Consider the following 6,907-nt stretch of genomic DNA (forward strand, 5'->3'; position numbering starts at 1 on the left):
ATTGTGGGTGTCGCTCAATTGTGATGGCTCATGATTTAATTCCATTACGGTTTCCCCGGCGAGGTTCACGGTTAACAGCTTATTTTAAATATTATATTCCCCAGGTTCTATCTCAAGCTGAACATATTGTTTGTAATTCGCTCGCAACGGCTCAAGATTTAATCCAATTTTTTAAGCTTCCTGAGCAGAAAATCACACCCATTCCCCTTGCTTATGATCTCCAACGGTTTCAATTTTTAGATTTACCGACCCGTGATTATTTTCTCTATATTGGTCGTCATGATAGTCATAAAAATTTATCTCGGTTAATTACAGCTTTTTCTAATTTAAAAAATCGATCCGACTATGAACTTTGGTTAGCTGGCCCAACGGATCAAACCTATACCCCTAAACTCAAACACCAGGTTCAACACTTAGGATTAACTGAACAAGTTAAGTTTTTAAATTATGTTCCGGCTGATGAATTTATTCAAGTGATTAATCAAGCGATCGCATTAGTTTTTCCCAGTCTTTGGGAGGGTTTTGGTTTTCCCGTTTTAGAAGCGATGGCTTGTGGAACTCCTGTGATTACTTCTAACCTGTCTTCTTTACCTGAAGTGGGAGGAAATGCCGCATTTTATGTTAATCCTTATCAAGTTCAAGAAATCACTGAAGCGATGGAAACCCTAGCCACTTCTTCAGAATTGCGATCGCAGTTTAGACAATTAGGATTAGAACAAATTAAACAATTTAGCTGGGAAAAAACGGGAAAACATACAGCCAAAATTATCCAAGAGTACCTCTAATGAATCCCAACTTATTGGTTCAGCGATTTTATAGATCGGTTTTGTGGTGTTGAATAAATAATCAATAGTATATTCAGGTTAGACGTATGACTATACTACCTCCTCTGGCGGCTTTTGTCAAGTCGAATGGATATTTTATTGTCGTCTCAGCTTTTTTCTGTTTTTTTTCAACCTCTGATTGATCTAACTTCTTATACTCAATTAAAATGGGTTGTTGAGCCTAAAAAATTTAATTTCTGCTACTCTTCTTCATTAAAATCTTCACATAAATCTTGTAAGGTTTGATGTTGAAACCGACGGGAAGAACGACGGTATTTTTTACTAGCTAATTTGGGTTCTAATTGTTGTTTACCTCCTGATTTCATTTTAGATTTAACATTAGTTTCTACATCTCGTTGTTGTTGAAGAGTTTCTTGATAAGCGATCGCTTGTTCTAAAAAATCCAAATAAATGGGATAGCGTTCCCAGTCACCTCGGACAATACAATTGGGTTCATCTCGATGTAAACAATCACTAAACTGACAGTTTCCCTGCTGAAAACGGTGTTTTGCTTCAGGAAAATAATTCACTAATTCTTGAGGTTCGCATTGTAATTCTGGTTGATTAAATCCGGGTGTATCTGCTAATAATCCCCCCGTCGGTAATTGGAATAATTCAACATGACGAGTGGTATGTCTTCCCCGACCCAACTTACCAGAAACGCTACCAACCCGTAAATTAATAGTCGGAATTAATTGATTAATTAAACTCGATTTCCCAACTCCAGAAGGGCCAGAAATAACCGTTGTTTTATCTTGAAGTTGATGCAATAAAGTTTTCTCTTCAAAAGAATTTTCAGCTTGAAACAAAGATTTTTGCAAAATTTGATAATCAGAAGTAATGGTATATTCTAAACCCTGACTAACACTCATAAATATAGCTTGATAACCCCAATTTAATAAGCGATCGCGCCATTCTAATAACTCATCTGTAGAAACTAAATCGCATTTATTTAAACCCAAACATACCTGTAAACCCGTTGATTCAGCTTTCACTAAAAACCGACTTAACGCCGTTGCTTCTAACTGTGGTTCTGCGATCGCAAAAACCAACAAAATCTGATTAGCATTAGCAATCGGAGGACGACTCAATTCTGTTTTTCGGGGGAAAACTTGAGCAATAGCACCGCGTTTTCCTGACCAGTCCGGTTCTACCACCAAAACTTGATCTCCCACCATCACCTGCTGACCCATCTTTTTGAGCAAAGAACGACGGGTACATAACAGCATTGTTTCAGGGGGTGAAATGGTTTGAACGTCCAGTTGAACCTGATAGAAATTGGCTTGAACAGCGACGACTGTTCCCACCAGTTCTGCCATCTGCAACGGATCATCAGTTTCTCTTAAACTCATTGAACGGTCACAGGACGACGAACTTGTAGGGAAAAAAAGCCTGAACAGTCTTTAATTTGTTCAATGTTATAGCCTGCCATCGTCAAACTATCAGGAACCTGCTCAATGGGTTCTCCCGCATCCAACCAAACTTCCAAAAGCGAACCCGGTGCCATTTGTTCTAAGCGGAGTTTCGTGCGAACAAAATTGATGGGACAAGGAGTTCCCCGTAAATCTAATTGAGCATCCGGTGTTAAGGAATTGGTTTGTGTCATGACAATAGCCTGTGTTGTCTGTTGATTCTTGACTGTTGACTGTTGGCTGTTGATGATCAACAGACAACAAACAAGCGTTTATTTTTGTTGGAATAAATTACCGAGGAACCCTTCAAGTCCGCCTTTTCCGGTGCGATCGCCTCGAATTTTCACCAACTGTTCCAGAAGTTCCCGTTCTTCTGGAGTCACTTTTGTGGGAATTTCCACGAGAACCGTAATTAAATGATCACCCCGGCTGACAGGATTTCCTAGACGGGGAACCCCTTTACTTTCTAAGGTTAATACAGTTCCGGGTTGAGTTCCTGGGGGAATCGTTAATTTTGTGGGGCCATCAACGGTTTCAACATCAAAGTTAAAACCCAGGATAGCTTGAAGATAACTGATTTTAACTTCCGAGAGAATGTTAATGCCATCTCGTCTAAATTTGGCATCAGGAGCTACCGATAAAAACACATACAAATCGCCGGGTGGCCCCCCGCGTTTACCTGCATCCCCTTCAGAGGCGACCCGGAGACGAGTGCCATTATCCACCCCCGCCGGAACATTAATTTTCAGTTTTTTGGTAACTTCATTTAAACCACGACCGCCACAGGTGGAACATTTATCCTCAATCATTTGTCCAGTCCCGTTACAGTTTGGACAAACGGAAACCTGAGTAAAACTGCCAAAGGGAGTACGAGTAGCCCGCCGCACTTGACCACTGCCGCCACAGGTGGAACAAGTTTGAGGGCGAGTTCCGGGTTTAGCCCCAGTTCCGGTGCAAGTTTCACAGGTTTCTAAATGTTTAATGCGGATTTCTTTTTCTCCGCCAAAAATTGCTTCTTTGAAGTCCAAACGCAGGTCTAAGCGTAGGTCATCCCCCCGAACTGGGCCGGTGCGTTTGCGAGCTTGGGCATTAGCACCCATCCCTCCGCCGAAGCCACTAAAGAAGCTTTCAAAAATATCGGTAAACGGATCGGTAAAGTTGGGGTCAAACCCTCCGGCACCTCCCGCTACGCCTGCTTCTCCAAAACGGTCATATCGTGCGCGCATTTCCGGTTCTTTTAACACTTCATAAGCGCGACTAATTTCTTTAAACCGTTCTTCGGCGCCGGGTTCTTTATTGACATCTGGGTGATATTTGCGAGCTAGGCGACGATAAGCTCGTTTGAGTTCTTCTGTATCTGCGTCGCGGGAGACACCCAATATTTCATAATAATCGCCTGCCATAGAGTATTTTGCCTAAAAATAAATAAGAACAAATGTGTTAACGGTTAACGATGGATAATGGGATGGTTCACCCACAAGCGGTCTAAGGTTCAAAATTGAGATCGGGTGCTTTTTGAGGCATTAGTTATTTTATCATAAATCCTCCTGACTCAATCAAACTATTAATGGGGTTGCCTGGAACAACAGAACCTTCAATTCAGTTTATTAGTAAAAGGATTGCCCGGATCAGAATCAGAGACCCGATGAGTTTCCGAGGCAGCCTCAATGTTACTATTGCCAAACACAGATAATCCATGATCAGGATTGGTGGCTGCTTCGGTTGCTACTACTGCTTCTGTTTCTTCTCTTGCTTCTGGGAATTCCATTTCCTCTTGAGAACTCTCAAATTCTGAAGATTCGATATTAACAGAGGAAGCCGAAGAAGAACTCTGACCTGCTTGTTCATAAATAGCTGAACCCAGAGCATAAAGCATTTCTTGGAAGGATTCTAACCGATGTTTCATGTCTTCGTAGGCAATATTTGGATTAGCAACTGCCTGTTTTAAAGCCGCCGCTTCTTTGCGAACTCGTTCTTTAAGTTCATTACTAATCAGATTAGCATTGCCCTTGAGAGTTTCTTTGCAATTAGCAAATAAGGTTTCCGACTGATTTTTCAGTTCTACTACTAAGCGACGTTTTTCGTCTTCTTCAGCATAGATTTCTGCTTCCTGCCGCATCCGTTCAATTTCCGTTTCAGTTAATCCTCCCGTATTGGTAATTTCAATACTTTGTTCTCGTCCGGTTCCTTTATCTTCCGCGACAACTTTTAGGATTCCATTGGCATCGAGATCAAAAGAAACTTCAATTTGAGGAATACCGCGTTTAGCAGCAGGAATACCATTGAGGAGAAACTTTCCTAAACTTTTATTATCTTTTACCATAGCTCGTTCTCCTTGGAGAACGTGAATTTCAACGACTGTTTGCCCATCAACAGCAGTGGAAAACATTTGAGAACGGCTGGTAGGAATCGTTGTATTTCGTTCAATAATTTTAGTAAAAACACCCCCCAATGTTTCTAATCCCAGGGACAAAGGAGTAATATCTAATAACAATAAATCTTTGACTTCCCCTGCTAAGACTCCAGCTTGAATAGCAGCCCCTAAAGCCACCGCTTCATCCGGGTTAACCGAACGATCTGGAGTTCTACCGCCAAAATACTGACTAATTGCTTGTTGAACCGCCGGAATGCGGGTAGATCCGCCCACCAAAATAATCCGATTAATTTGATTCGGTTCTAAATTTGCATCTTTTAAAGCTTGGGTAACCGGTTCAATGGTACTGTCTACCAAATGTTTAACTAACCCTTCAAATTCGCTGCGACTGAGTTCTAGTTCTAAATGTTTAGGCCCAGAATCATCAGAAGTAATAAACGGTAAATTAATCGAAGTGGTATTGCGGCTGGATAACTCAATTTTAGCTTTTTCTGCGGCTTCTCGTAACCGTTGCAGAGCCATTTTTTCTGTTAATAAGTTAATTCCTTCAGTGGTTTTGAATTTTTGGATCATCCATTGGACGAGACAATTATCAAAATCATCTCCACCGAGATGGTTATTTCCCGCCGTTGATTTCACTTCAAAAATTCCGTCTCCGAGTTGTAGAATCGAGACATCAAAAGTCCCGCCCCCCAAGTCAAACACCAGAATTTTTTGATCTTGATCTTGCTTATCTAAACCATAGGATAGGGCAGCGGCGGTAGGTTCATTAATAATGCGTAGGACATCTAACCCCGCAATGGTTCCCGCGTCTTTCGTTGCTTGTCGTTGAGCATCCGTAAAATAAGCGGGAACCGTAATCACAGCTTGAGTCACGGGTTGGCCCAAATAAGCTTCCGCATCTTCCTTAAGCTTTTGCAACACCATCGCCGAGACTTCTTGGGGGGTGTAGACTTGGTTGCGAATGTTCACATTAACGGTATTATCCTTGCCTTCAACACAGTTATAGGGAACCCGTGAGCGTTCTTCTTGGGTATCTTCCCAACGACGTCCGATAAACCGCTTAATACTATAAACCGTATTTTCCGCATTGGTAACGGCTTGTCGCTTGCCCAATTGACCCACCAAGCGATCGCCATATTTGCCAAATCCCACAATACTCGGAGTTGTGCGACCTCCTTCGGAATTAGCAATCACAATCGGTTTACCACCTTCCAACACGGCAACACAACTATTAGTTGTTCCCAAGTCGATACCAATGACTTTTCCCATAGCTCCTCTTATCAGTTATTAGTGATCAGTAATCAGTAATCAGCCAACAACTGGTTACGATTGACTGGTAACGATTGACTGTTGACGATTGACTGTTGACTGATAACTGATAACTGATGACTGATTAAGGGGTTTCTTCAACTTCGGCTGGAGATTCAGTGGAATCAGGTTCAGGGGTCGTTGCCACTTTCACCATTGCATGACGTAACACCTTTTCTCCTAGCTGATAACCGTGCATTAAATCTTCAATCACAGTTCCTTCAGGATAAGCATCCGTTGGTTCTCGCATGACGGCTTCATGTAAATTGGGGTCAAAGGGTTGACCTTCTGGACGCATCACCGATACCCCCAGTTGCTTGAGACAATCGACCATTAATTTATAAACTCCTTGGTAACTCTTGTGGATATTCATTTCCGCATCGGTTTGGGGTTTAATTTGGGATCTCGCCCGGTCAAAGTTATCGACAACCGGAAGTAACGCCTTGAGGGTTGAGCCTTTAATGTTAATTTCTAACTCTTCTTTTTCCTTTTGAGTGCGTTTGCGGAAATTCTCAAAATCTGCAGCTAAACGCCGATATTGACCACTAACATCTTCCAGTTGAGCTTTCAAGGCTGTGTTCGCTTCTGTTAAAGCCATGACTTCGGATCGAAGGTTGTCATCGGTTGACTCCAATTCTTCGCCAAAAGTTTTTTCAGGCTGGGGTTCAGTTGTAGCTTCCCCGATTCCGGTATCCGTGTAGGCAATTGATTCCATTGCTGCTTTGACATCAGCATCGATTGGCTCAGAGTTCGGTGATTCTGACTCTGAGGTTGAATAGGATTGACCTGTTAGTTCATCAGGAGTATTAGCCGTTGAATGAGGCATCATAATGGTACTGTTTGTCCTTGTTAATCACAGAAAATCAGCGCGAGAGTATCCTAATCCTTCCAAAGATGAGGAGCAACCCCGCTATTAATCATCATGACATTTCGTTACTTTAAAAATTTTAATCAAAATCATATCTTAAAATACATCCTCAAGGTCA

General features: G+C 41.9%; 6 protein-coding genes. 1 reads left to right on the plus strand and 5 read right to left on the minus strand.

Annotated features, from left to right (window positions below):
* A partial coding sequence (locus ACKPEB_RS21650; protein ID WP_408967088.1) for a glycosyltransferase family 4 protein occupies positions 1-785 on the plus strand: 785 nt, incomplete at its 5' end.
* Between the two features lie 239 nt (positions 786-1,024).
* Here the strand turns inward: ACKPEB_RS21650 and rsgA are convergent.
* The 5 genes from rsgA to grpE form a co-directional block, all read right to left on the minus strand.
* The gene (gene rsgA, locus ACKPEB_RS21655) at positions 1,025-2,176 is read right to left on the minus strand and encodes a small ribosomal subunit biogenesis GTPase RsgA (RefSeq protein ID WP_408967089.1); all 1,152 of its coding nucleotides are present in this window, start codon (positions 2,174-2,176) and stop codon (positions 1,025-1,027) included.
* Complete coding sequence (locus ACKPEB_RS21660; protein ID WP_408967090.1) at positions 2,173-2,430, minus strand: sulfurtransferase TusA family protein; 258 nt, start codon at positions 2,428-2,430, stop codon at positions 2,173-2,175. Before ACKPEB_RS21660 ends, rsgA begins: the two co-directional genes overlap by 4 nt.
* A 78-nt stretch (positions 2,431-2,508) precedes the next feature.
* Positions 2,509-3,639, minus strand: coding sequence for a molecular chaperone DnaJ (gene dnaJ, locus ACKPEB_RS21665; RefSeq protein WP_408967091.1), 1,131 nt, complete (start codon positions 3,637-3,639; stop codon positions 2,509-2,511).
* Positions 3,640-3,830: 191 nt separating this feature from the next.
* Positions 3,831-5,882: a molecular chaperone DnaK gene (gene dnaK / locus ACKPEB_RS21670; RefSeq protein WP_408967092.1), complete on the minus strand. Its 2,052-nt coding sequence runs from the start codon at positions 5,880-5,882 to the stop codon at positions 3,831-3,833.
* 124 nt (positions 5,883-6,006) lie between these two features.
* Entirely contained in the window at positions 6,007-6,750 is a 744-nt protein-coding gene (grpE, locus tag ACKPEB_RS21675; protein WP_408967093.1) for a nucleotide exchange factor GrpE, read from the minus strand.
* Positions 6,751-6,907: the final 157 nt, after the last annotated feature.

This window comes from Planktothrix sp. (genome assembly GCF_046067725.1).
GTDB lineage: Bacteria > Cyanobacteriota > Cyanobacteriia > Cyanobacteriales > Microcoleaceae > Planktothrix.

Excerpts from the sequence above, each read along its gene's own strand:
- rsgA (WP_408967089.1), bottom strand. The coding sequence starts at position 2,176 with ATGAGTTTAAGAGAAACTGATGATCCGTTGCAGATGGCAGAACTGGTG.
- ACKPEB_RS21660 (WP_408967090.1), bottom strand. The coding sequence starts at position 2,430 with ATGACACAAACCAATTCCTTAACACCGGATGCTCAATTAGATTTACGG.
- dnaJ (WP_408967091.1), bottom strand. The coding sequence starts at position 3,639 with ATGGCAGGCGATTATTATGAAATATTGGGTGTCTCCCGCGACGCAGAT.
- dnaK (WP_408967092.1), bottom strand. The coding sequence starts at position 5,882 with ATGGGAAAAGTCATTGGTATCGACTTGGGAACAACTAATAGTTGTGTT.
- grpE (WP_408967093.1), bottom strand. The coding sequence starts at position 6,750 with ATGATGCCTCATTCAACGGCTAATACTCCTGATGAACTAACAGGTCAA.